This window comes from Bordetella genomosp. 2 (assembly GCF_002261345.1).
Taxonomy (GTDB): Bacteria; Pseudomonadota; Gammaproteobacteria; order Burkholderiales; family Burkholderiaceae_B; genus Bordetella_A.
On sequence record NZ_NEVT01000009.1, the window covers coordinates 487754 to 511828 of the forward strand.

Genomic DNA, 24075 nt, shown 5'->3' on the forward strand with positions numbered 1-24075 from the left:
ATGGTGGGGGGCGCCCAGCCTCAATAGAGTAGTAACTGGTACACGCCGGCCCCATCGGCGTACACGGAGAACACAATGAGCCATTTCCTCGATCGACTGAAATTCATGTCGCGGGTGAAATCCACTTTCGCGGGTGGCCACGGTGAAGTGGTCAACGAAGACCGCACCTGGGAAAACGCCTATCGCAGCCGCTGGCAGCACGACAAGGTCGTGCGCTCGACGCACGGCGTCAACTGCACCGGTTCGTGCTCGTGGAAGGTCTATGTCAAGAACGGCCTGATCACCTGGGAAACCCAGCAGACCGACTACCCGCGCACCCGGCCCGACCTGCCCAATCACGAGCCGCGCGGCTGTCCGCGCGGCGCTTCGTACAGCTGGTACGTCTATTCGGCGCAGCGCGTCAAATACCCGATGATCCGCGGCCGCCTCATGGAGATGTGGCGCGAGGCGCGCAAGACCATGGATCCGATCGCGGCCTGGGAATCCATCAGCCAGGACCCGGTCAAGGCCAGGCGCTACAAGTCGGTGCGCGGCCTGGGCGGCTTCGTGCGCGCCGACTGGGACACCGCCACCGAGATCATCGCCGCGGCCAATGCCTACACCATCAAGCGTTTCGGGCCCGACCGCCTGATCGGCTTCTCGCCCATCCCGGCCATGTCCATGGTCAGCTACGCGGCGGGCGCGCGCTACCTGAGCCTGCTCGGCGGCGCCTGCCTGAGCTTCTACGACTGGTACTGCGACCTGCCCCCGGCCAGCCCGCAGATCTGGGGCGAACAGACCGACGTGCCGGAATCGGCCGATTGGTACAACTCCACGTACCTGATCGTCTGGGGCTCGAATGTGCCGCAGACCCGCACGCCCGACGCGCACTTCTATACCGAAGTCCGCTACAAGGGCACCAAGACGGTAGCGGTGTCCAGCGACTTCGGCGAAATGGTCAAGTTCGGCGATATCTGGCTGGCGCCCAAGCAGGGAACCGACGCCGCGCTGGCGCTGGCCATGGGGCATGTCATCCTGAAAGAATTCCACCACGCCGGCGCATCGGATTACTTCCGCGACTATGCCAAGCGCTACACCGACATGCCGATGCTGGTGCAGTTGACCGCGCGCGACGGCTGCCTGGTGCCCGACCATTTCCTGCGCGCCTCGCAACTGGACGACGCCCTCGGCCAGCACAACAACCCCGACTGGAAGACATTGCTCATCGACGCGCAGACCGGCGAGCTGGTGGTGCCCAATGGCAGCATCGGCTTTCGCTGGGGCGAAGCCGCGGTCGACGGGGGTGCCAAGGCGGGCCGCTGGAACCTCGAGCCCCACGATGGCGGCAGCGGCCGCAAGGTGGATCCCGCACTGTCGCTGATCGACGGCCACGATGCCGTGGTGGGCGTGGGTTTCCCGTACTTCGGCGGCGAGCATGGCAGCGTGCTGGTGCGCAACGTGCCGGTGCGGTACATCACCCTGGCCGATGGCAGCCAGGCCTGCGTGGCCACGGTGTACGACCTGCAGATGGCCAGCTACGGCGTCGACCGGGGGCTGGGCGGCGCCAACGTGGCCGCGTCCTACGACGACGATGTTCCCTATACCCCGGCCTGGCAGGAAAAACACACTTCGGTGCCCCGCAACCTGGTCATCCAGGTGGCGCGCGAGTTCGCCCAGAACGCCCACGATACCCAGGGCAAGTCCATGGTGATCGTGGGGGCGGCGCTGAACCACTGGTACCACATGGACATGACCTACCGCGGCATCATCAACTTGCTGATGATGTGCGGTTGCGTAGGCAAGAGCGGCGGCGGCTGGGCCCATTACGTGGGCCAGGAAAAGCTGCGCCCGCAGTTCGGCTGGGCGCCGCTGGCGTTCGCCACCGACTGGTCGCGTCCGCCGCGGCACATGAACGGCACGTCGTTCTTCTACGCGCATACCAGCCAGTGGCGCCATGAAAAGCTGCCGGTCAGCGACATCCTGGGGCCCACCGCGGACGCCGCGCGCTACGCCGGGCTGAGCATGATCGACCTGAACGCCAAGTCCGAACGCATGGGCTGGCTGCCGTCGGCCCCCCAGCTGCAGACCAACCCCCTGGACATCACGGCGCAGGCCGAGGCGGCCGGCGAGGATCCGGTCGCGTACGCGGCCGCGCGCCTGAAGCGCGGCGAATTGCAGATGAGCTGCGACGACCCGGACGATCCCGCCAATTTCCCGCGCAACATGTTCGTCTGGCGGTCCAACATCCTGGGGTCGAGCGGCAAGGGCCACGAATACTTCCTGAAGTACCTGCTGGGCACCCAGAACGCCGTGTTCGGCGACGAGGCCGACGCCATCAAGCCCGCGCAGGTGCGTTATCGCGAAGAAGCAGCCGAAGGCAAGCTCGACCTGCTGACCGTGCTGGATTTCCGCATGAGCACCACCTGCCTGTACGGCGATATCGTGCTGCCCACCGCCACCTGGTACGAGAAGGACGACCTGAACACGTCGGACATGCATCCGTTCATTCATCCGCTGTCCGAAGCGGTCCAGCCCCTGTGGGAAAGCAAGACCGACTGGGAAATCTACAAGCTCATCGCGCGCAAGTTCAGCGAGATCGGCGGGCCCTACCTGGGCAAGCGCAAGGACCTGGTGCTGACGCCGCTGCTGCACGATACCCCGGCCGAACTGGGGCAGGCGTTCGAGCCGAAGGACTGGAAACTGGGCGAGTGCGACCTGGTGCCGGGCAAGACCGCGCCCGCCATGACGGTGGTCGAGCGCGACTACAACGACATCTATCGCAAGTTCACCTCGGTCGGGCCGCTGCTGGACAAACTGGGCAATGGCGGCAAGGGCATCACCTGGAACACCGAGCACGAAGTGCACGAACTGGCGGCATTCAACCGCCGCGTCGAGGAACCCGGCATCAGCGAAGGGCGGCCGCGCCTGGAGACGGCCATCGACGCGGCGGAGATGATCCTGACCTTCGCGCCGGAAACCAACGGCCACGTCTCGGTCAAGGCGTGGGAAGCGCTGGGCAAGGTCACCGGCCGCGACCACACCCACCTGGCGGTGGGCCGCGAGCACGACAAGATACGCTTCCGCGACATCCAGGCGCAGCCGCGCAAGATCATCTCGGCGCCGACCTGGTCCGGCCTGGAAAGCGAAGAAGTCAGCTACAACGCCGGCTACACCAACGTGCATGAACTGATACCGTGGCGCACGCTGACCGGCCGCCAGCAGTTCTACCAGGACCATCGCTGGATGCTCGATTTCGGCGAGGGCTTCTGCGCCTACAAGCCGCCGATCGACACGCGCACCGTGGCGCCGATGCTGGGCCGCTACCCGAACGGCGAACGCGAGCTGGTGCTGAACTGGATCACGCCGCACCAGAAATGGGGCATACACAGCACCTATTCGGACAACCTGCGCATGCTGACGCTCAGCCGCGGGGGGCCGCACGTCTGGGTGTCCGAGGTCGAGGCCAAGCAGGCCGGCCTGGTGGACAACGACTGGGTGGAAGTGTTCAACGTGAACGGCACGCTGACCGCGCGCGTGGTGGTCAGCCAGCGCGTGCCGGTCGGCATGTGCCTGATGTACCACGCCCAGGAAAAGATCATCAACGTACCTGGCGCCGAGACCAGCGGCATGCGCGGCGGCATCCACAACTCGGTGACGCGTGCCGTGCTCAAGCCCACCCACATGATCGGCGGCTACGCGCAGCAGGCCTATGGCTTCAATTACTACGGCACGGTCGGCAGCAACCGCGACGAGTACGTGGTAGTGCGCAAGATGAACAAAGTGGATTGGATGGAAGGCCCGCTGGGCCACCCGCAGCTCGAGGAAGGAAGCGCAAAATGAAGATCCGTGCCCAAGTCGGTATGGTGCTGAACCTGGACAAGTGCATCGGCTGCCATACCTGCTCCGTGACCTGCAAGAACGTGTGGACCAGCCGCGACGGCGTCGAGTATGCGTGGTTCAACAATGTCGAGACCAAGCCGGGCATCGGCTACCCGAAGGAATGGGAAAACCAGTCGCGCTGGAACGGCGGCTGGACGCGCAACGGCGCCGGCAAGCTCGAACCGCGCCAGGGTGGCAAGCTGAAGATCCTGGCCAACCTGTTCGCCAACCCCAACCTGCCCGCCATCGACGACTACTACGAGCCGTTCACGTACGACTACGAGCACCTGCAGCAGGCCAAGCTGAGCAAGACGCCGCCGACTGCGCGCCCCGTGTCCGTGCTGACCGGCAAGAAAATGGAGAAGATCCACTGGGGCCCGAACTGGGAAGACGACCTGGGCGGCGAGTTCAGCTCGCGCAGCCGTGATGCGCTGTTCGAAGGCGTGCAGAAGGAAATGTACTCGACGTTCGAGAACACCTTCATGATGTACCTGCCGCGCCTGTGCGAACACTGCCTGAACCCGGCCTGCGTGGCCAGTTGCCCGTCGGGCTCGATCTACAAGCGCGAGGACGACGGCATCGTGCTGGTCGACCAGGACAAATGCCGCGGCTGGCGCATGTGCATCTCGGGATGCCCCTACAAGAAGGTGTACTACAACTGGCAGAGCGGCAAGGCCGAGAAGTGCACGTTCTGTTTTCCGCGCATCGAGGCAGGCCAGCCGACCGTGTGCTCGGAGACCTGCGTGGGCCGCATCCGCTACCTGGGCGTGCTGCTGTACGACGCCGACCGCATCGACAGCGCCGCCGCCACGGCGGATGAACGCGGCCTGTACCAAGCGCAGCTCGACCTGTTCCTCGACCCGGATTCGCCCGACGTCATCGCCGCAGCGCGCCGCCAGGGCATCCCGGAATCCTGGCTCGAGGCGGCGCGCCATTCGCCGGTCTACAAGATGGCCTGCGAATGGAAGATCGCCTTCCCGCTGCACCCCGAGTACCGCACCCTGCCGATGGTCTGGTACATCCCGCCGCTGTCGCCGATCCAGTCCGCCGCCGAGGCCGGCCACATGCCGCACAAGACGGTGGGCAAGACGGCGGTGATTCCCGACGTGTCGAGCTTGCGCATCCCCATGCGGTACCTGGCCAACCTGCTGACGGCCGGCGATGAAACGCCGGTGCGCCAGGCGCTCGAGCGCCTGCTGGCCATGCGCGCATACCAGCGCGCCGAAGCCGTCCACGGCGATCGCGATGACGGCATCCTGGACGATGTCGGGCTCGACCGGGCCACCGTGCGCGACATGTACCGCATCCTGGCCATCGCCAACTATGAAGACCGCTTCGTCGTGCCGTCCAGCCACAAGGAGATGGTCGAGGACAGTTTCAACGACAAGGGCAGCTGCGGGTTCACGTTCGGCAACGGCTGCTCGGGAGGGGTGTCCGAGGGCGCCCTGTTCGGCAAGAAGCCGCAAGGCAGCGAGATATTCATCGAGATGCCCAAGTCGCGCAAGAAAGCGGCCCTGACTTGAGCATGGAGCATTCGACATGAGCCTTTACCGAATTCTTTCCGCGTTGCTGTCCTACCCCGAGCAGGACCTCCTCGATGCCTTGCTCGAGATCGACGACGGGCTGGATGCCTACCCCGAAGCGCAGGACCTGCTCGCGCCGCTGACCGACTACCTGAAGACCCACGACCTGATCGCGCTGCAGGAGAACTACGTCGCGACCTTCGACCGCAACCCGTCGCATTCGCTGCACTTGTTCGAGCACGTGCACGGCGAAAGCCGCGACCGTGGCCAGGCCATGGTGGACCTGCTGCAGGAATACCGTCGCCACGGCTTCGAGCCCGGCGCGGCCGAACTGCCCGACTACGTCCCGCTGTTCCTGGAATTGCTCGGGCTGATCGATCCGGGCCAGGCCCGGCAGTTGCTCGACGAGGCGATCCACGTGCTGGCCGCCATCGGCGCCAGGCTGGCGCGCCACGGCAGCCCGTACTCGACGATCTTCGCCGTGCTGCGCGGCATGACGGACGTCGTGCCGCGCGAACAGACCGAGCCGCCCGTACGCGACATGGACGAGGTCATGGAGGCCTACGGCGTAGGCGCCGACGGCGTCGAGCCGCTGCTGCCCCACGCATCGGCCGGCACGCAGGTCGTGCACTTCCACCCGCGCGCGCGCAGCGCCCATTAATCGCCCGGGAGACCGTCCGTGAATACCATCCACCAGTTCTTATTCGGCATCTATCCTTACATTGCGCTCGCCATTTTCCTGTTCGGCAGCCTGGCCCGCTTCGAGCGCGAGCAATACACCTGGAAGAGCGACAGTTCGCAGCTGCTGTATCGCGGCTCGCTGCGGCTGGGCAACATCCTGTTCCACGTGGGCATCCTGGGCCTGTTCTTCGGGCACCTGGTGGGGCTGCTCATGCCGGTCGTGGTGTGGGACACGCTAGGGGTTTCGCACACCGTCAAGCAGGCCGTGGCCATGATCGCCGGCGGCGTCATGGGGACCATATGCCTGGCGGGCCTGCTCATCCTGCTGTACCGGCGCCTGACCCATCCGCGCATCGCGCGGGTGACGCGGCCGGGCGACAAGCTGCTGCTGCTGTGGCTGCTGGCCACGCTGCTGCTGGGCCTGTCGACCATCACCGTCTCGGCCGGCCACATGGACGGCCACATGATGGTGCTGTTCATGACCTGGGCCCAGCACATCGTCACCTTCCAGGGCGATGCCGCCAGCTACATCGCCGATGCGCCGCTGCTGTTCAAGGCTCACCTGTTCATGGGACTGACGCTGTTCGTCATCTTCCCGTTCACGCGGCTGGTGCATGTCTGGAGCGGCTTCGCCTCGCTGGGCTACCTGGGCCGCGCCTGGCAACTGGTGCGGCCGCGTTGAACCGCGGCGCCGCCGGCCCATCCGGTGGCGCCGCACGGAGAGAAAAATGCCTGTCATCGTCAATGGCGTCGAGCTCACCGATGCCGAACTAGAACGAGAACTGCCTCATCATGCCGACGCGGACAACCCGCAGCGGCGCGCCATGACCGCCCTGGTGCTGCGCCGCGTGCTGCTGGACGAGGCGCAGCGGCTGGGCCTGGCCGCCGAGGATGAAGATGCCGCGATCGACGCCCTGCTCCGTACCCAGGCCGGCGCGCCCGAACCCGACGAAGCCGCCTGCCGCCGCCACTACGACACCCACCCTGGCCGGTTCTCGGTGGGCGAGCTGGTGGAGGCCGACCACATCCTCTTCCAGGTGACGCCCGACGTCGACCTCGACCGCCTGCGCGCGCGGGCGCAAGCGGTCCTGCAGGAAGTGCTGGCCGAGCCCGGGCGGTTCGGCGAACGGGCCCGGGCTCTGTCGAACTGCCCGTCGGCCGCCGTCGGCGGCAGCCTGGGCCAGCTCGGGCGTGGCGACACCGTGCCGGAATTCGAGCGCGCCGTTTTCGGGGCGCCGGCCGGCACCATCCTGCCGCGGCTGGTGGAGACGCGCCACGGGCTGCACATCGTGCGCGTCAGGCGCCACGTGCCCGGCCGCCCCTTGCCGTACCCCCAGGTGGCGGGCCGCATCGCGCTGGCGCTCGGCACGGCCAGCCGCGATACGGCATGGCGCCAGTACCTGCGGCTGCTGGTGGGGCGCGCCCGTATCGAAGGCATCGAACTCGAAGGCGCCGATGGCGCCTTGATACAGTGAGCCTGCCGCCATGTACGCGCCCTTCGCTCTCGTCGATGGTTTCCAGCGCCGCATCGATTACCTGCGCGTGTCGGTGACCGACCGCTGCGACCTGCGCTGCTTCTACTGCCTGCCCGCCGACTTCAAGGATTTCGACCTGCCCGCGCAGTGGCTGGGCCATGCCGAGATGGCGCGCCTGGTCGGCATCTTTACCCGCCTGGGCGTCCGCAAGGTGCGCCTGACCGGCGGCGAGCCGCTCACGCGCGGCGGCCTGGCGGACCTGGCCCGCGAGCTGGCGGCGCTGCCCGGGCTGGCGGACCTGTCGCTGTCGACCAACGGCACCCGGCTGGCGCGTCACGCCGCCGCGCTGCGCGCCGCCGGCGTGCAGCGGCTCAACGTCAGCCTGGACACCCTGGATGCCGCCGCCTATGCCCGCGTCACCGGGCGCGACTGCCTGGCCGACGTGCTGCATGGGCTGGAGGCGGCCCGCGCCGCCGGCTTCGCACCCATCAAGCTCAACGCCGTGGTGCCGGCCGGCACGTCCATCGCCGGGCTGGAGCGCTTGCTGGCCTACGCCGTCGAACGCCAGTTCATCCTGCGCCTGATCGAGCCCATGCCGGTGGGCGATACCGGCCGGCAGACCCGCGGCATGGACTTGTCCCGGCTGGGCGCGCGCCTGGCGGCGCGCCACGGCCTGGTGCCGCTGTTGCAGGCGCCGGGCGCCGGCCCGGCGCGCTACTGGAGCGCCGACGGCCGGCTGGCCACGCTGGGAGTCATCACGCCGATGTCACGGCACTTCTGCGCCGCCTGCAACCGCGTGCGCCTGGGCGCCGACGGCACCCTCTACCCGTGCCTCGGGGACGAGGCCAGCGTGCCGCTGGGCGCGCTGCTGCGCCGGGGTGCCAGCGATGCCGAGCTGGCTAGCGCCATCGTCGCCGCCGTGGCCGGCAAGCCTGAAAAGCACGATTTCAATGCGCGGCCCGAGCGCATCGTCCGGTTCATGGCGCAGACCGGCGGGTAGGCCCGATCACGCTAGAAGGAGCTTCACACATGGAGCCCGCCACCCACACCCACGACCTGGAACGCTTCATCAACGGCTTCCAGCGCTTCCATCAGCAATATTTCGACGATTCGCCCGCGTTGTTCCGCGGCTTGCGCCAGGGACAATGCCCGCGCACCCTGCTGATCGGCTGCTGCGATTCGCGCGTCGACCCGGCGCTGCTGCTGGGCTGCGATCCCGGCGATATTTTCACGGTGCGCAACGTCGCCAACCTGGTGCCGCTGCCCGAGGACCACGGCGGCCAGCAGGGCGTGCTGGCCGCCATTCAGTTCGCCGTGGAGCAGTTGCGCGTGGGACGCATCATCGTGCTGGGCCACAGCCAATGCGGCGGCATCCGCGCGCTGATGGAGCAGCGCCTGGATCACCAGGGCACGGAGGACTACATCGGACGCTGGGTCCACATCGCCGAGCCGGCCCGCGAACGTGTCATGCGGCAATTGCCGCATGCCAGCGAGGCCGAGCAGCGGCGCGCCTGCGAGCAGGCGTCGATACTCATTTCGCTGCGCAACCTCGAAGCGTTCGAGCCCGTCAGGCGCCGCATGGAGCAAGACGCCATCAGCCTGCACGGCTGGTATTTCGACCTGGACGCGGGCGCGCTGCTGGCGTATTCGCCGCGCGCCGACGCCTTTTTGCCAATGGTCTGACCCTCTATCCGGCGCAAGGCGGCGGACGGCTTTCGCACCATGAAAAAAGCTACACTGCAGGAGTCCACTCGCTGGCATCGCGCCATGACTGCTTCTGAATTTCCGGTCGGGCCGGACGGCCTGCCCACCCTGCGGGACCGCCTGCCTACCCGCATCATCGCCAGTTCGCTGTTCGCCCTGGCCGTGGTGCTGAGCATGGTGGCCTGGACGCTGTGGCTGTCGTGGGGCCTGGAGGGCGCTGGCGCCGCCATCAACGACACCGGCAGCCTGCGCATGATGGCCAACCGCGTCAGTGTCGAACTGATGCAGCCGGGGCCCGACCGCGCCGAACGTGTCGGCGCCATCGTGCAGGCGCAGGACGACACCCTGGCCCTGCTGGCGCGCGGCAACCCGTCGCGACCGCTGTTCCTGCCGGCCGATCCCGCCATCCGCGACCAGCTGGGCGTCGTCACGCGGCTCTGGAACGACACCTTGAAGCCTGCCGCGGCGCAGGCGCAGCGGGACGACGACATGACCGCCTACCTGGCCGCCATGCCGGTCTTCGTGGCCGAGGCCGACAAGCTGGTGCGCATGATCGAGCTCGACAACGCCGACAAGACCGCCTCGCTGCGCCTGTCCCAGGGGGTGCTGGCCGGCATCGGCAGCGTGGGCACGGTGGCGATGATCTACTTGCTGTATCTATGGATCATCTCGCCGGTGCTGCGGTTGCGCGACGGCTTGCAGCGCATGACCGCCGGCGAGTTCAGCACCCGCCTGCCGGTCGAGACCCGCGACGAATTCGGCCTGCTGGCCCGGGGGTTCAACCTGATGGCCGACAAGCTGGAAACCCTCTACCGCGACCTGGAAGACCGGGTGCGGCAGAAAACCGCCGAGCTGGAGGCGCAGAACCGCGACATCGGCGCGCTGTACGACATGGCGGCGTTCCTGAACCAGCCCAACAGCATCGAGGCGATGTGCCGGGGTTTCCTGCAGCGCGTCATGCGCCAGTTCGGCGCCGAGGGAGGCAGCGTGCGCGCCCTGGACACCTCCGACGAGCGGCTCAGCATCCTGGTCGCCGAAGGCCTGTCGGCCGAGCTGACCGAAGCCGAGCGCTGCATGCAGGCGGACGGCTGTTATTGCGGGGTGGCCACGCAGCAGGGGATGCAGGTGATCCGCGATCTGCGGGGCGTCGCGCCGGCTTCCGGCGGCCTGCATTGCGCCAACGAGGGCTTCGTGAGCCTGGCCGTGTTCCGCATCGTGGCGCGCGACGAGGTGCTGGGCTCGTTTTCGCTGCATTTCCGCAACGCGCGGCAGGTCTCCACGGCCGAAACCCAGTTGCTCGAGACGCTCGGGCAGCACCTGGGCGTGGCGCTCGAGAACCGCCGCCTGGACGCCAAGGCGCGGCAGCTGGCGGTGGTGCGCGAGCGCAACCTGATGGCCCAGGGGCTGCACGACAGCATCGCGCAGGGCCTGAATTTCCTCAAGCTGCAACTGCAGTTGCTGGATGACGCCCTGGAGCGCGGCGACCAGGACGACCTGCGGGAAATCGTGCCGCTGCTGCGCACCGGCGTCGAGGAAAGCTACCAGGACGTGCGCGAACTGCTGGTGAACTTCCGCACCAAGCTGGACCAGGGCGAATTGCCGGACGCCATCGAGGAAGCCGTGCTGCGGTTCCAGCGCCAGACCGGCATCGAGGTGGAGCTGGATGTCGAGTACGGCAACGACCGCCCGCTGGCTCCCGAGCAGCAGTTGCAGGTGCTGTTCATCCTGCAGGAGGCGTTGTCGAATGTGCGCAAGCATGCGCAGGCCCGTCACGTGCGGGTGGCGCTGCGCAACGACCGGGATTTCGAAATGGAGGTGGTCGACGATGGCGTCGGCTACGATCCGGAGGAAGTGGGCCAGCGGGGAGAATGCCACATCGGCCTGCACATCATGCGCGAGCGCGCCGCGCGGCTCAACGCTGTGATAAAACTGACGTCCCGGCCGGGCGCCGGCGCCACCGTGCAGCTGGTACTGCCGCGTACCGAGCGCCGGGCGGCTTGAAAGCTTCCCGTATTCCATGGCCATACGCATTCTGCTCATCGACGACCACAGCCTGTTCCGCTCGGGCGTGCGGCTGCTGCTGCAGCGGCAGCCCGACTTCCAGGTGGTGGCCGAGGCTTCCGACGGCCTGGAAGGGATCAAGCGCGCCAAGGAGTTCCTGCCGGACGTCATCCTGCTCGACCTCAACATGCCGGGCCTGTCGGGCCTGGAAACCTTGCAGCTGCTGGTGCAGGACGTCCCGGGCAGCGCGGTGGTGATCCTGACGGTTTCCGAGGAGGCCGACGAGCTCAGCCAGGCGCTGCGCGACGGCGCCAGCGGCTACCTGGTCAAGAACATCGACGCCGACGCGCTGACGGCGGCGATCCGCCGCGCCGCCAGCGGCGAACCGGTCATTGCCGACAACATGACGGCCAAGCTGGTCGACCGCTTCCGCGAGCAGGCCGCCCACGGCGGCGCGGCGGGAGGCGGCGAACGCACCCGCCTGACCGCCCGCGAGCGCGAGATCGTCCAATGCCTGGCGCACGGCGCCAGCAACAAGGTCATCGCGCGGCAGCTCGACATCGCCGAAAGCACAGTCAAGATCCACGTCCAGAACATCCTGAAGAAACTCAACCTGACCAGCCGGGTGCAAGTGGCCGTGTACGCCGTCGAGCACGGGCTGGTCGCCGACGATTGAACCCGGCGTCGCCGGGACACCTGGGGAAAACATGGCGGTAGAAGCCGGCGCGGGCGAATTGTCCAAAGTCGTGGTGTTGCTGGGCGCGGCCGTGGTGGCCGTGCCGCTGTTCCGGCGCCTGGGGCTGGGCTCGGTGCTGGGCTACCTGGCCGCCGGCCTGGTGATCGGGCCGTTCGGCCTGGGCCTGTTCCGCGACCCCCAGGCCATCCTGCACACCGCCGAGCTGGGCGTGGTGATGTTCCTGTTCATCATCGGCCTGGAAATGCGGCCATCGCACCTGTGGGACCTGCGCGGCGAGATCTTCGGCCTGGGCAGCCTGCAGGTGCTGCTGTGCGGGCTGCTGCTGACCGGCGTGGGCGTGGCGTTCGGGTTTTCGCTGGCGGTGTCCTTCATCAGCGCCATGGGTTTCGTGCTGACCTCCACCGCCATCGTCATGCAGGTGCTGGGCGAACGCGGCGACATCGCCACGCCGCGCGGCCAGAAGATCGTCTCCATCCTGTTGCTGGAGGACCTGCTGATCGTGCCGCTGCTGGCCATCGTGGCGTTCATCGCCCCGCAAGGCGGCCAGCACGAAACGGTCTCGGCGACGGCGCGCTGGCTGGATGTTGTCACCGGGATCGGCGCCGTGGCCGCCCTGGTGGTGGCCGGCATCTGGCTGCTGAACCCGCTGTTCCGCCTGCTGGCGCGAGCCAAGGCCCGCGAAGTCATGACCGCCGCCGCCTTGCTGGTAGTGCTGGGCGCCGCGCTGTTGATGCAATGGGGTGGCCTGTCGATGGCCATGGGGGCATTCCTGGCCGGGGTGCTGCTGTCCGAATCGACCTTCCGGCACCAGCTGGAGGCCGATATCGAGCCGTTCCGGGGCCTGTTGCTGGGCTTGTTCTTCCTGAGCGTGGGCATGTCGCTGGACCTGACGGTGGTGGCCCGCAACGCGCCGCTGATCGTGGCCGGGGTGCTGGCCATGATGATCGTGAAAGGGCTGTGCATCTATGGCACGGCGCGGCTGGCCAGGAGCTCGCCGGCCGAGGCGCTGGATCGCGCCGTGCTGATGGCGCAGGGCGGCGAGTTCGCGTTCGTGCTGTTTTCGGCCGCGCTGGCCAATGGCGTCATCGACCCGGCCGTCAATGCCAACATGACCGCCATCGTGGTGCTGTCGATGGCGCTGACGCCGCTGGCCGTGATTGCGCACAAGCGCTGGGCGCCGCGCGCCGGCGCGTCGGCCGAAGGCCTGGAGACGCCCCACGACCAGGTGGGCCGCGCCCTGGTGATCGGCTTCGGCCGCGTCGGCCAGATCGCCAGCCAGCACATGCTGGCGCTGGGCGCCGAGATCACCATCATCGACAACGACCCGGAGATGATCCGCAGCGCCGCCGAGTTCGGCTTCAAGGTCTATTACGGCGACGGCACGCGCACCGACGTGCTGCATGCCGCCGGGGCCAGGCACGCCCAGGCGATCCTGGTGTGCGCCAACGGCACCACCACGGTCACGCAGATGGTCGAGCGCATCAAGGCGGTCTGCCCGCACTCGAAAGTGCTGGCGCGTGCGTTCGACCGCGAGCATGCCCTGGCGCTGCACAAGGCCGACGTCGATTACCAGGTCCGCGAAACCTTCGAGTCGGCCATGATGCTGGGCCGCCAGGCCACGCTGGCCCTGGGCGCCACGCCCGAGGCGTCCGACGAGATCGCCGACGAGATCCGCCGCCGCGATGCCGAGCGCTTCCAGCTGGAGGTCACCGGCGGCCTGTTCGCCGGCCGCGCGCTGCTGCTGAACAACCAGTCCGCCGAACCCCGGCAGTAAGCCGGGCGCTACCGCAGCGCCAGCAGCGCGACGAGCAGCGCCGCCAGCACCAGGCACAACCCGCGCCAGAAGGCCACCGGGTGGCGTTCCAGCAGGGGCGGGCGTTCGTCCAGGCGGGCGCTGGCCTGCGGGTGGCGCAGCGCGTAGGTGAATTCCGATAGCTCTTGGTAGCGCGCTGCGGGATCGGGGTGCACGGCCTTGGCGAGCACCTTGTCGACCCAGGCTGGAATGGCGCGCGTTTCGTCCAGCGCCGAGGCGTAGCGCAGCCGCCGCTGCGCGGCGCGGGTGGCCGCCTTTGCCGCCTCGGCGCCGTATGGCAGGCGGCCGGTCAGCATCTGGTAGGCGATCACGCCCAACGAATAGATGTCCGAGCGCGGGGAGCCGGGTTCGCCCAGGAAATACTCGGGCGCCGCGTAAGGCGCCGCGCCCGGCACCGGCGGCGCCTGCCCGGCCAGGGCGATTTCGGCGATGCCGGCCACCCGCGCGGCGCCGAAGTCGATGATGCGGGCCGTGCCCGCCGCGTCGATCAGGATATTCTGCGGCCGCAGGTCCTGGTGCAGGATTTCCTGCCGGTGAAAGGCCTGCAGGCCCTGGGCCACTTGCTCGATGATCGCCGCCACGTCGTCAAGCGCGGGCGCCGGGTGGGCCTGCATCCAGCACGCCAGCGTGCGGCCTTCCAGGTATTCGCTGACGGTGTACAGGTAATGGCGCGGCCGCCCGCCGGCCCATGCCTTGACGACGTGGCGGCTGTCGATGCGCCGCGCGATCCACTCCTCCATCAGCAGCCGTTCCAGGTAGGCCGGGTCGTGCCGCAGGTCGAGCGAAGGAATCTTGAGGGCGACCGTGGCGCCGGTGGCGCCGTCGATGGCGCGGTAGACGTGGCTGCGGCTGCTGGCGTGCAGTTCCTGCACGATGCGATAGCCATCCAGTTCGTCGCCGGCCTGCAATAGCGGCGGGCAGGGCAAGGCGGCGGCTTGCCGGCCGATCTCGCCGGTATCCGGGCCGGGCAGCGATTCGATCCGCACGATCTGCACGGTCAGGTTGTCGCCGCTGCCGCAGGCATAGGCCAGGTCGACCAGCGATTCGGCCGCGCGGTCCAGGTCGGCGGCGTGCGTGTTGACGGCCTCGACCACCGAGGCCGCGTCGACGTGTTCGTAGACGCCGTCGGTAGCCAGGACGAATACGTCGCCCGCCTCCAGCCGGCGAGTGTGATAGTCGATTTCCAGGTGCGGCGACAGGCCCAGCGCGCGGCTGAGGTAGCTTTTGTCGCGCGACACCCAGAGCCGGTGATCTTCGGTCAGCTGCTCCAGCGTCGCGCCGCGCAGCCTGAATATGCGCGCATCGCCGACGTGCAGAATGTGCGCCGTGGTCGATTTCAGGATCAGCACGCTCATTGCGCACACGTAGCCGCGGTCCTGGTCATGGCGGTGCCGGCTCTGGCGCGTCTGCGCGTGCAGCCAGGCGTTGGCGGCGCTGAGCACGCGTTGCGCCGACTTCCGCACCGGCCACGTCTCGGGCGTGCAGTAGTAGTCCTCCAGGAAGCTGGCGACCGCCGTTTCGCTCGCGATGTGGCTGACGTCGCTGCTGCTGATGCCGTCGGCCAGCGCGATGGCAATGCCCTTGACGTCCAGTAGCGGCGCCGGCGGCACGCACAGGCCGAAGAAGTCCTGGTTGACGGCCTTGCGCCCGCGGTCGGAATACTGCCCCACGGCGACCGCGAGCGCGCTGGCCGCGGGACGGTGCGCGGGCCTGTCCATCGGCCCGGTCAGTTGAAGCGGCGCCTGGGCGCGGTCTTCATGTGCGTGGTGTAGAGCGTCAGGCCGGTCAGCGAGATGCCGCCGACCAGGTTGCCCAGCACCACCGGGATCTCGTTCCACACCAGGTAGTCCATGATGGAGAAGTTGCCGCCCATGATCAGCGCCGACGGGAACAGGAACATGTTGACCACCGAATGCTCGAAGCCCATGAAGAAGAACAGCATGATCGGCATCCACATGGCGATGACCTTGCCGCTGACCGTGGTGGAGATCATTGCGCCGACCACGCCCAGCGATACCATCCAGTTGCACAGCACGCCGCGGATGAAAATGGTGAGCATGCCGGCCGCGCCATATTCCTTGTAGCCCAGCGTGCGGTCCTCGCCGATGTGCGAGATTACCTCGCCGACCTTGCCGGGCGGGATCGAAAAGCCATAGGTGAACACGATGGCCATCAGCAGCGCCACCGTGAGCGCGCCCAGGAAGTTGCCGACGAACACGATGCCCCAGTGCTTCAGGATGGCGCGCCACGTCACGCCGGGCCGCCGCTCCATCCAGGCCAGCGGGGTCAGCATGAAGACGCCGGTGAGCAGGTCGAAGCCCATCAGGTACAGGATGCAGAAACCCACCGGGAACAGCGCCGCGCCCAGGATGGGCGAGCCGGTCTGCACATTGACGGTCACCGCGAACACCGCGGCGATCGCCAGGATCGCGCCGGCCATGTAGGCGCGGATCAAGGCGTCGCGGGTGGCCATGTAGATTTTCGATTCGCCCGCGTCCACCATCTTGGTGACGAATTCGGAAGGAACTAGGTAGGACATGTCGGCTGCCTGTATCGGGAAGAAGGAAGAGAATCCCGTTGCGGCAAGCAAAGCGGCGCCCTGACCGGGAAGGTCAAAGGCGCCGTTGCCTGGGACTGCACGCGTTGTGTGCCGAACGGAGTTCGTCAGGCAGGATCAAGCAACATGCATGCCAGGCGCAGGGGCGGGCGTGGCGAGCCGCCCGGCCGTGGGCACGCGCCGGGCGCCGACCCTTGCCTGGCGCTCGCGCGCGGCGCGGCGGTTCGCCAGGTTGGTGCATGGCGGCCGCCGCGGGGCGTCGGCGCACCGCCATGGGGCATCAGGCGGCCCGGGCCGCGTCCTGGCGCGGCGCGCGCGCCGCCACCTGCCGGCCCAGGGCGCGCGCCGTCGCCAGCAGCGCCGACGCGTCGGGCTGGTGTGAATCCACCAGCAGTTCGGAGCGGATGACCGGCGCGCCGCAGTAGTCGAAGATGCCGTGGTCGATCTGGGTCTTCATGGCGCCGAAATAGCCGTGCCGGGCATACGTGCGCAGGTCCGCGCCGCCGATCGCCGCCAGGTACACGGGCAGGTGCTGCAGCTTCTTCACGATGCCGCCGCCGGGCGGTTCGTCATATGCCCAGCCGCTGGCGAAGACCCGGTCGATCCAGCCCTTGAGCAGGCCGGGCATCGACCACCAGTACACCGGGTACACCAGCACCAGCGCATCGGCGCGATCGATGCGCGCCTGTTCGGCGGCCACGTCGGGCGGCGTGGCCGCCCCCTCCCGGTAGTGGGCGATATCGCCCGCGCTGAAGCGCGGATCGAAGCCTTCCGCGGCCAGGTCGGCCAGCTCGGTGGTGTGGCGCGCGCCGGCTTCGGCGATGCCGGCGGCGATTTCGGCGGCCACCGCATGCGTGCGCGAGGTCGGGTTGGGATGCGAGACGACGATGAGAGTGTGCATAAAGGGGCTCCGTGGACGGCCGCCGGCGGGCGGTTTAATATACCTTTGGTAAGTTACTATTGGTAGGTTACTGACGGTATATAGTTCAGTCAAGCCCTGTTTCCATGATTCCCGCCCATGACCGCACCCACGCCGCGCCGCCGGCTTTCCCGCGACGAACGCCACCAGCAGTTGCTGGACACCGCCTGGCAACTGATCGGCGACGAGGGCAGCGAAGCCCTGAGCCTGGGCCGGCTGGCCGAGCGCTCGGGGGTGACCAAGCCGGTCGTCTATGACCACTTCGGTACCCGCATGGGCCTGCTGGTGGCGCTGTACAAAGCGTTCGACGCGCGCCAGAACGCCTTGATGGACGCGGCGCTGCAGGCCTGTCCGCCGGTGCTGGAAGAAGTCGCCGGCGTCATCGCCGCGTCATATGTGGAATGCGTGCTGCGCCAGGGCCGCGAGATTCCGGGCGTGATCGCGGCGCTGGCGGGGTCGCCGGAACTGGAAGCCGTCAAGCGCGAGTACGAGCTTGCCTTCATCGAGAAATGCCGGCTGGTGCTGGCGCCGCACGCGCCTGGGGGCAAGCTGCCGGCCGCCGGGCTGTGGGGCATGCTGGGCGCCGCCAACGGCTTGTCCAACGCGGCGGCGCAGGGGCAGATATCGGCCCGCCAGGCCGAGCACGAACTGCGCGCCATCATCGTCGCCATGGTCGGGCGCGGCCGCTCCCGGTAGCGGGCCCGGCCGGCGGACGGGGGGCCTGAACCATCGGGCCGGGGCGATGTCAGACCCGCTCGGTTCGCAAACACAAAGAGGTTCGCATGTACAGACTCGCTCTCGCCGCTTCGGCGCTGCTGCTGGCCGCCGGCGCCCACGCCCAGGCCCGCGTGCCCGACTACGGGCCCATGCTCGAACGCTTCGACTACCCCTACAAGGTCGGCCAGTTCAACCTGGAATCGCAGGGCCAGGCATTGTCCATGGCCTACATGGACATCTGGCCCGCAAAGCCCAATGGCCGCACCGTGGTGCTGCTGCACGGCAAGAACTTCTGCGGCGCCACCTGGGAAGGCACGATCCGCGCCCTGTCGCGCGACGGCTACCGCGTGGTCGCGCCGGACCAGATCGGCTTTTGCAAATCCAGCAAGCCGGCCGGGTACCAGTACAGCTTCCACCAGCTGGCGGCCAACACGCACGCCCTGCTGCAGACGCTGGGCATCGAGCGCGCCACCGTGATGGGGCATTCCATGGGCGGCATGCTGGCCACCCGCTACGCGCTGATGTACCCGGACCAGGTGGATGCGCTGGTGATGGTCAACCCCATCGGCCTGGAAGACTGGAAGGCCAAGGGCGTGCCGTATCGCACGGTGGACGAATGGTACGCGCGCGAGCTGAAGACCAGTTTCGAGGGCATCAAGAAATACCGGCAGAACACCTACTACGCCGGCACCTGGAAGCCGGCCTACGACCGCTGGGTGGCAATGGCCGCCGGCATGTACCGGGGGCCGGGCCGCGAACAGGTGGCATGGAGCCAGGCGCTGACCTACGACATGCTGTACACCCAGCCGGTGGTGCACGAGTTCGGGCAACTGCGCGTGCCGACCCTGCTTCTGATCGGCGAGCAGGACAACACCGCGCCGGGCAAGGACGCCGCGCCGCCGGAAGTGGCCGCGACGCTGGGCAACTACGCGGCGCTGGGGCCGGCGACCGCCAGGGCGATCCCGGGGGCGCGGCTGGTGCGCTTTCCGGACCTGGGGCATTCGCCGCAGATACAGGACCCCGGGCGGTTCCATGAAGCCCTGGCGCGCGGGCTGCGGGAGGTGCTGGGGGCGGGGTAGTTTTCGCGGCGCCCGCGCCTGGGATGAGGGGACGGACACCCGCCGGGTGTCCGTCCCCTCGTCGCTTTCGGGCTATTTCCCGATGCAGAAGCTGGAAAAAATCTCCCCCAGCAGATCATCGCTGGTGAAGCGCCCCGTAATGCTGCTCAGGCTGTCGTGCGCCAGCCGCAGTTCCTCGGCGAAGAGGTCCAGCACGCGGTCGTCCTGCGCGGCGTGCTCGGTCGCCAGCGCCAGGTGCTGCGCCGCGTCCTGCAGCGCGCGTACATGCCGCTCGCGCGCCAGCCAGGGCGATTCGGCGCCGGGGTTCCAGCCGGCCAGCGCCAGCAGGCGGGCGCGCAGTTCGTCCAGGCCCGCGCCTTCGCGCGCGGAAATGCCCAGCTGGCCGGCTTCCGCCACGAACGGCCGGTCCAGCAGGTCCACCTTGTTGAATACCGTCAGCAGCGGCGTGCGCGCCGGCAGCCGCGCCACGATCTGCGCGTCCAGTTCGTCGCCGGGCTGGGTGGCATCCTGCAGGTGCAGGATCACGTCGGCGCGCTCGATTTCTTTCCAGGTGCGGGCGATGCCGATGCTTTCGACCGTGTCCTCGGTCTCGCGCAGGCCGGCGGTGTCGACGATGTGCAGCGGCACGCCGTCGATGTGGATTTCCTGCACGACCTTGTCGCGGGTGGTGCCGGCGATGGGCGTGACGATGGCGACTTCGTCGCCGGCCAGGGCGTTGAGCAGGCTGGACTTGCCGACGTTGGGCCGGCCCGCCAGCACCACGTGCAGGCCTTCGCGCAGGATGACGCCCTGGCGCGCCTGGGCGATCAGCGCGTCGAGGTCGGCCGCCAGCGCCTGCAGGGTCGGCCGCGCCTGGTATTTCTCCAGGAAGTCGATTTCTTCCTCGGGGAAGTCGAGGGTGGCCTCGACCAGCATGCGCAGGTGGACGATGCGGTCGGACAATTCGTTGACGCGCGCGGAGAAGTCGCCGGACAGCGACGCCATGGCGCCGCGCGCGGCGGCGACCGATGACGCATCAATCAAGTCGGCCACGGCTTCGGCCTGGGCCAGGTCCATGCGGTCGTTCAGGAAGGCGCGGCGGGTGAATTCGCCAGGCTCGGCCAGGCGCAGGCCGAGGTCGGCGCCGGCCTGCAGGCAGCGGTCCAGGATGCGCCGCAGCACGGCCGGGCCGCCGTGGCCCTGCAGTTCCAGCACGTCTTCGCCGGTGTACGACTGCGGGGCGCGGAAATACAGCGCGATGCCTTCGTCCAGCCGCTCGCCGTCGTCGGCGGTGAACGGCAGGTAGTGGGCGTGGCGCGGCGCCAGGTCGCGGCCGAACAGGCGGCGCGCCAGGGCCGACAGATCGGGGCCGGAAACGCGGACGACGCCGATGCCGCCGCGGCCCGGGGCGGTGGCGATGGCGGCGATGGGAACGGGCGTGGAAGGGGCCATGAGCTCGACGGAATCAGGACGGCAATAAGGGAATATAACTGTTGCGTGCCCGCGCATTTGCTGGTTAAGGTGTGCCGGCGGTCCAACCTGCAGCAACCAGACTCGGGAGAGCACCATGGCATCTCAGTGGTTACGTTTATTGGCTGGCGGCACGCTATCGACGGTCTTGGCGCTGGGCGCGCTGGCGCCCGCCGCGGCGCGCGACCTGGTAGTGGCGCTGAAGACCGAGCCCAGCTCGCTGGACCCGCAATACCATGCGCTGACGCCCAATACGCAGATCTCCCAGACCCTGTTCGACCCGCTGGTGCGCGCCGACGCGAAGCTGCAGCCGCAGCCGGCGCTGGCCGAATCCTGGACGGTGGATGGCAACGTCTGGACCTTCAAGCTGCGCCCGAACGTCAAGTTCTCGGACGGCACGCCCTTCACGGCGGAAGACGTGGTATTCACCTACGACCGCATTCCCAAGGTGCCGAACAGCCCGTCGCCCTTCACGCTCTACCTGGGTTCGGTGGCCAAGGCCGAGGCGGTCGATCCGCTGACGCTGCGCATCACCACCAAGGCGCCGGCGCCGCTGCTGCTGATCAACCTGGCGCAATTGCCCATCCTCTCGAAGAAGGCGGCCTCGGGCCCCGCGCCGGAAGGCAAGACCACCACCGAGCTGAACAGCGGCGACGGCCTGGTCGGCACCGGCCCCTACAAGTTCGTGTCCTGGAAGCGCGGCGCCGAGCTGGTGTTCGCCCGCAACGAACATTACTGGGGCAAGAAGCCGGACTGGGACAAGGTCATCTACCGGCCCATGTCGAACGCCGCCGGCCGGGTGGCCGCGCTGCTGGCGGGCGACGTGGACATGATCGAGGATCCTCCCACCGACGACCTGCCCAACCTGAAGAAGAACAAAGGCCTGTTCGTCGAGGAAACGCCCTCGGTGCGGGTGATGTACGTCGCCATGGACCAGCATGCCGAGCCCACGCCGGGCATTCCGGGCCTGGACAAGAACCCCCTGAAGGACAAGCGCGTGCGCGAGGCGCTGTCGCTGGCCATCAATCGCGACGCCATTGTCGAGCGGGTGATGGGCGGGGTGGCCAAGGCGGCCGGCAATGCGCTGCCGTACCCGATGTTCGGCTCGTCCAAGGAACATGCCGAGGCGCCCAAGGCCGATCCCGACAAGGCCAAGGCGCTGCTGAAGGAGGCTGGCTATCCCGACGGGTTCGCGATCACGCTGGGCGCGCCTTCGGGCCGCTATGTGAACGACTCGAAGATCGCGCAGGCGGTGGCGTCGATGTGGTCGCGCATCGGCGTCAAGACCAGCGTGGAGGCCCTGGCGCCGTCGGTGTTCTTCAAGAAGCGCGACAGCTATGGCTTCAGCGCCTACATGGCGGGCTGGTCGGCGACCAGCGGCGAGATGTCGAACCCGCTGACCTCGCTGCTGATGACGCGCAACCCGGACGCGGGCGAAGGCACCACCAACCGCGGCCGCTATTCGAATCCGGAAATGGACAAGCTGGTGCGCGAAGCCGCCTCGACCATGGACGACGACCAGCGCGCCAAGCTGCTGCAGCAGGCCAGCAACCTGGCGATGGACGACTACGCCCTGCTGCCGTTGCATTTCGAGCTGTCGGTATGGGCCATGAAGAACGACATCCGCTACGAGGGCCGGCCCGACCAGACCACCCTGGTGCAATACGCGACGCTGAACAAATAGGGCCACGGGTAGCGCGGACGTGCTGGCAACCATCATCCGCAGGCTGCTGCAGACACTGGTCGTGATGCTGGTGATGTCGGCGCTGGTGTTCACCGGCATCTACCTGGTGGGGGACCCGGTATCGATGCTGGCCAGCCCCGAGGCCACCGACGCGCAGCGCGAGGCGATCCGCGTGTCGCTGGGGCTGGACAAGCCGCTGTGGATGCAATACCTGGTGTTCATCGGCCACGCGGTGCAGGGCAACTTCGGCAACAGCTTCCTGACCGGCGAGCCGGCCATGCGCCTGATCCTGGAGCGCATGCCGGCCACGCTGGAACTGGCCACCGTGGCCATGCTGCTGTCGGTGCTGATCGGCGTGCCGCTCGGCATCCTGGCGGGCCTGCGGCCCAGGGCGGTGGGGTCGCGCGCCATCATGACGGGCTCGGTGCTGGGGTTCTCGCTGCCCAACTTCTGGGTGGGCCTGATGCTGATCATGCTGTTCGCCGTGACGCTGGGCTGGCTGCCGGCCAGCGGCCGCGGCGCCACCGTGCCGGTGTTCGGCGTGCCGCTCAGCGTGCTGACGCTGGACGGCTGGGCCAGCCTGATCCTGCCCGCCTGTACCATCGCGCTGGCCAAGTGCGCCATGATCGTGCGGGTGACGCGCGCGGCCACGCGCGAGTCGTTGCCCATGGATTACATCAAGTTCGCGCGCGCCAAGGGGCTGCCGGAAAAGCGCGTGCTGGGCGTGCACCTGCTGAAGAACATCCTGATTCCCATCGTGACCGTGGCGGGGCTGGAGTTCGGCCAGGTGGTCGCCTTCGCGGTGGTGACCGAAACCGTGTTCTCGTGGCCCGGCATGGGCAAGCTGCTGATCGATTCCATCATCAACCTGGACCGCCCGGTGGTGGTCGCCTACCTGATGCTGATCGTGTTCTTCCTGGTGATGCTCAACCTGGTGGTGGACATCATTTATACCGTGCTGGATCCACGGGTCCGCCTGGAGCGCCGCGCATGACCACGCCCACTACCTCCGCCGCCCCGGCGCCGGCGCGCGCCGCGCCGGTCGAGACGCCGCTGCGCCGCTTCCTGGCGGATTTCTGCGCCAGCAAGCTGGCGTTGCTGGGCGTGGCGCTGCTGCTGGTGACGGTGGGGGCGGCGCTGTTCGCACCCTGGATCGCGCCGCAGAACCCGTTCGACATCGCCACGCTGGATATCCTCGATTCCAAGCTGCCGCCGGGCAGCGTCAGCGGCGACGGCAGCATGACCTACTGGCTGGGCACCGACGGGCAGGCGCGCGACGTGTTCTCGGCCATTCTCTACGGCATGCGCACCAGCCTGATGGTGGGCACGATCTCGGTGCTGGCGGCCTTCGCCATTGGCGCCACAGTGGGCCTGATCGCCGCGTATTTCGGCGGCCGGATCGACGCCTTCCTGATGCGCGCGGTGGATATCCAGTTGTCGTTCCCGGCCATCCTGGTGGCGCTGATCCTGCTGGCCATCCTGGGCAAGGGTGTGGACAAGGTGATCATCGCGCTGGTGGTGGTGCAGTGGGCCTACTTCGCGCGCGCCGCGCGCGGCGCGGCGCTGGTCGAGCGCGGCAAGGAGTATGTCGAGGCGGCCCGCTGCATGTCGCTGGGCTGGGGGCGGGTGCTGTTCCGCCATGTGCTGCCCAATTGCATGCCGCCCCTGATCGTGATCGCCACCATCGACCTGGCGCATGCCATCGCCCTGGAAGCCACGCTGTCGTTCCTGGGCGTGGGCGTGCCGGTGACCGAGCCGTCGCTGGGCATGCTGATCTCCAACGGCTTCGAATACCTGCTGTCCGGCCTGTACTGGATATCGTTCTTTCCCGGCATCGCGCTGGCCATGGCCATTGTCGCCATCAACCTGGTGGGCGACCACCTGCGCGATGTGCTGAACCCGCACAACGCGGCGTGAC

19 protein-coding genes are annotated in these 24075 nt (G+C 68.1%); 15 read left to right on the top strand and 4 right to left on the bottom strand.

All coding sequences use genetic code 11. The features are described 5' to 3' along the window. Positions 1-75: 75 nt before the first annotated feature. From CAL24_RS23790 to CAL24_RS23835, 10 genes are all read left to right on the top strand, one after another. On the top strand, positions 76-3819 hold the full coding sequence (locus tag CAL24_RS23790; protein ID WP_028353904.1) for a nitrate reductase subunit alpha: 3744 nt from the start codon (positions 76-78) through the stop codon (positions 3817-3819). Beyond that, a complete protein-coding gene (narH, locus tag CAL24_RS23795) occupies positions 3816-5381 on the top strand; it encodes a nitrate reductase subunit beta (protein ID WP_028353903.1) in 1566 nt (521 codons plus the stop codon). The genes CAL24_RS23790 and narH overlap by 4 nt, the downstream gene beginning before the upstream one ends. 16 nt (positions 5382-5397) lie before the next feature. Next, a complete protein-coding gene (narJ, locus tag CAL24_RS23800; RefSeq protein ID WP_028353902.1) occupies positions 5398-6042 on the top strand; it encodes a nitrate reductase molybdenum cofactor assembly chaperone in 645 nt (214 codons plus the stop codon). 18 nt (positions 6043-6060) lie between these two features. Next, positions 6061-6744, top strand: coding sequence for a respiratory nitrate reductase subunit gamma (gene narI / locus CAL24_RS23805; RefSeq protein WP_094808092.1), 684 nt, complete (start codon positions 6061-6063; stop codon positions 6742-6744). 46 nt (positions 6745-6790) lie between these two features. After that, positions 6791-7537, top strand: a complete 747-nt coding sequence (locus tag CAL24_RS23810) for a peptidylprolyl isomerase (RefSeq protein ID WP_094808093.1) — start codon at positions 6791-6793, stop codon at positions 7535-7537. A gap of 10 nt (positions 7538-7547) precedes the next feature. Continuing rightward, a complete protein-coding gene (gene moaA / locus CAL24_RS23815) occupies positions 7548-8537 on the top strand; it encodes a GTP 3',8-cyclase MoaA (RefSeq protein WP_028353899.1) in 990 nt (329 codons plus the stop codon). Positions 8538-8566: 29 nt separating this feature from the next. Continuing rightward, positions 8567-9220, top strand: coding sequence for a carbonic anhydrase (locus tag CAL24_RS23820; RefSeq protein ID WP_028353898.1), 654 nt, complete (start codon positions 8567-8569; stop codon positions 9218-9220). An 84-nt stretch (positions 9221-9304) separates the two neighbouring features. After that, positions 9305-11242 (top strand): type IV pili methyl-accepting chemotaxis transducer N-terminal domain-containing protein, encoded by a 1938-nt coding sequence (locus CAL24_RS23825; RefSeq protein WP_094808094.1) that lies wholly within the window; start codon positions 9305-9307, stop codon positions 11240-11242. A 16-nt stretch (positions 11243-11258) separates the two neighbouring features. Further along, the gene (locus tag CAL24_RS23830) at positions 11259-11918 is read left to right on the top strand and encodes a response regulator (RefSeq protein ID WP_028353896.1); all 660 of its coding nucleotides are present in this window, start codon (positions 11259-11261) and stop codon (positions 11916-11918) included. 31 nt (positions 11919-11949) lie between these two features. Beyond that, a complete protein-coding gene (locus CAL24_RS23835) occupies positions 11950-13713 on the top strand; it encodes a monovalent cation:proton antiporter-2 (CPA2) family protein (RefSeq protein ID WP_094808095.1) in 1764 nt (587 codons plus the stop codon). Positions 13714-13721: 8 nt separating this feature from the next. On the opposite strand, the gene CAL24_RS23840 is transcribed toward CAL24_RS23835, so the two are convergent. The 3 genes from CAL24_RS23840 to CAL24_RS23850 all read right to left on the bottom strand — a co-directional run bounded on the left by CAL24_RS23840 (position 13722) and on the right by CAL24_RS23850 (position 17210). After that, on the bottom strand, positions 13722-15470 hold the full coding sequence (locus CAL24_RS23840; RefSeq protein ID WP_094808096.1) for a bifunctional protein-serine/threonine kinase/phosphatase: 1749 nt from the start codon (positions 15468-15470) through the stop codon (positions 13722-13724). 8 nt (positions 15471-15478) lie between these two features. After that, positions 15479-16291, bottom strand: a complete 813-nt coding sequence (locus CAL24_RS23845) for a formate/nitrite transporter family protein (protein WP_094808097.1) — start codon at positions 16289-16291, stop codon at positions 15479-15481. Positions 16292-16589: 298 nt separating this feature from the next. After that, positions 16590-17210: an NAD(P)H-dependent oxidoreductase gene (locus CAL24_RS23850; RefSeq protein ID WP_028353892.1), complete on the bottom strand. Its 621-nt coding sequence runs from the start codon at positions 17208-17210 to the stop codon at positions 16590-16592. Between the two features lie 117 nt (positions 17211-17327). On the opposite strand from CAL24_RS23850, the gene CAL24_RS23855 reads away from it, so the two are divergent. After that, complete coding sequence (locus CAL24_RS23855; protein ID WP_028353891.1) at positions 17328-17924, top strand: TetR/AcrR family transcriptional regulator; 597 nt, start codon at positions 17328-17330, stop codon at positions 17922-17924. 86 nt (positions 17925-18010) lie between these two features. Then, positions 18011-19024: an alpha/beta fold hydrolase gene (locus tag CAL24_RS23860; protein ID WP_094808098.1), complete on the top strand. Its 1014-nt coding sequence runs from the start codon at positions 18011-18013 to the stop codon at positions 19022-19024. A gap of 72 nt (positions 19025-19096) precedes the next feature. Here the strand turns inward: CAL24_RS23860 and mnmE are convergent, their stop codons facing one another. Then, positions 19097-20455, bottom strand: a complete 1359-nt coding sequence (gene mnmE / locus CAL24_RS23865; protein ID WP_028353889.1) for a tRNA uridine-5-carboxymethylaminomethyl(34) synthesis GTPase MnmE — start codon at positions 20453-20455, stop codon at positions 19097-19099. Between the two features lie 115 nt (positions 20456-20570). On the opposite strand from mnmE, the gene CAL24_RS23870 reads away from it, so the two are divergent. The 3 genes from CAL24_RS23870 to CAL24_RS23880 are packed head-to-tail and all read left to right on the top strand — an operon-like array spanning position 20571 to position 24074. Then, a complete protein-coding gene (locus CAL24_RS23870; RefSeq protein WP_094808099.1) occupies positions 20571-22157 on the top strand; it encodes an ABC transporter substrate-binding protein in 1587 nt (528 codons plus the stop codon). Between the two features lie 19 nt (positions 22158-22176). Next, positions 22177-23151, top strand: a complete 975-nt coding sequence (locus tag CAL24_RS23875; protein ID WP_028353887.1) for an ABC transporter permease — start codon at positions 22177-22179, stop codon at positions 23149-23151. Further along, positions 23148-24074: an ABC transporter permease gene (locus tag CAL24_RS23880; RefSeq protein WP_094808100.1), complete on the top strand. Its 927-nt coding sequence runs from the start codon at positions 23148-23150 to the stop codon at positions 24072-24074. Before CAL24_RS23875 ends, CAL24_RS23880 begins: the two co-directional genes overlap by 4 nt. Position 24075 lies beyond the last annotated feature (1 nt).

Bases quoted from the DNA above. Each gene is read 5' to 3' on its own strand.
- CAL24_RS23850 (WP_028353892.1), bottom strand. From the start codon at position 17,210: ATGCACACTCTCATCGTCGTCTCGCATCCCAACCCGACCTCGCGCACG.
- CAL24_RS23880 (WP_094808100.1), top strand. From the start codon at position 23,148: ATGACCACGCCCACTACCTCCGCCGCCCCGGCGCCGGCGCGCGCCGCG.
- CAL24_RS23870 (WP_094808099.1), top strand. From the start codon at position 20,571: ATGGCATCTCAGTGGTTACGTTTATTGGCTGGCGGCACGCTATCGACG.
- CAL24_RS23820 (WP_028353898.1), top strand. From the start codon at position 8,567: ATGGAGCCCGCCACCCACACCCACGACCTGGAACGCTTCATCAACGGC.
- moaA (WP_028353899.1), top strand. From the start codon at position 7,548: ATGTACGCGCCCTTCGCTCTCGTCGATGGTTTCCAGCGCCGCATCGAT.
- CAL24_RS23835 (WP_094808095.1), top strand. From the start codon at position 11,950: ATGGCGGTAGAAGCCGGCGCGGGCGAATTGTCCAAAGTCGTGGTGTTG.
- CAL24_RS23810 (WP_094808093.1), top strand. From the start codon at position 6,791: ATGCCTGTCATCGTCAATGGCGTCGAGCTCACCGATGCCGAACTAGAA.
- mnmE (WP_028353889.1), bottom strand. From the start codon at position 20,455: ATGGCCCCTTCCACGCCCGTTCCCATCGCCGCCATCGCCACCGCCCCG.
- CAL24_RS23840 (WP_094808096.1), bottom strand. From the start codon at position 15,470: ATGGACAGGCCCGCGCACCGTCCCGCGGCCAGCGCGCTCGCGGTCGCC.
- narH (WP_028353903.1), top strand. From the start codon at position 3,816: ATGAAGATCCGTGCCCAAGTCGGTATGGTGCTGAACCTGGACAAGTGC.
- CAL24_RS23825 (WP_094808094.1), top strand. From the start codon at position 9,305: ATGACTGCTTCTGAATTTCCGGTCGGGCCGGACGGCCTGCCCACCCTG.
- CAL24_RS23830 (WP_028353896.1), top strand. From the start codon at position 11,259: ATGGCCATACGCATTCTGCTCATCGACGACCACAGCCTGTTCCGCTCG.
- CAL24_RS23855 (WP_028353891.1), top strand. From the start codon at position 17,328: ATGACCGCACCCACGCCGCGCCGCCGGCTTTCCCGCGACGAACGCCAC.
- CAL24_RS23790 (WP_028353904.1), top strand. From the start codon at position 76: ATGAGCCATTTCCTCGATCGACTGAAATTCATGTCGCGGGTGAAATCC.
- CAL24_RS23860 (WP_094808098.1), top strand. From the start codon at position 18,011: ATGTACAGACTCGCTCTCGCCGCTTCGGCGCTGCTGCTGGCCGCCGGC.
- narJ (WP_028353902.1), top strand. From the start codon at position 5,398: ATGAGCCTTTACCGAATTCTTTCCGCGTTGCTGTCCTACCCCGAGCAG.
- CAL24_RS23845 (WP_094808097.1), bottom strand. From the start codon at position 16,291: ATGTCCTACCTAGTTCCTTCCGAATTCGTCACCAAGATGGTGGACGCG.